Source organism: Vogesella mureinivorans (genome assembly GCF_007644035.1).
GTDB lineage: Bacteria > Pseudomonadota > Gammaproteobacteria > Burkholderiales > Chromobacteriaceae > Vogesella > Vogesella mureinivorans.
Map to the genome: position 1 here is coordinate 1 of NZ_VMTV02000935.1, position 317 is coordinate 317.

The window sequence follows — 317 nt, forward strand, 5'->3', positions numbered from 1 at the left end:
TTCACCGAGCTCGCCTTCGAGTGCATCAATGGCCGCGGCGGGCCCGGCGAGCACGCAGAGCTGGGGTGCGTTGTAGCCGACGATTTCGATGCCCTCGCGCAGATGCGCGGCCAGCGCGTCGGCGCTCGCGCGCACTGCCAGCATGCCCCCGCGCGGCTGCACCCACATCGCGGCTGCACGTGCGCAGACCGCACGCGCGCCGTCCTCGATCGACAGCACCCCGGCCACCACCGCTGCGGCGTACTCGCCAAGGCTGTGGCCGATCAGCGCGGCGGGCTGAAGGCCCAGACTCGCCAGCCACTGCGCCAGCGCGACCT

General features: G+C 72.9%; 1 protein-coding gene. It reads right to left on the reverse strand.

The features are described from left to right. A partial coding sequence (locus FLQ44_RS21215) for an acyltransferase domain-containing protein (RefSeq protein ID WP_147695963.1) occupies nt 1–317 on the reverse strand: 317 nt, incomplete at both ends.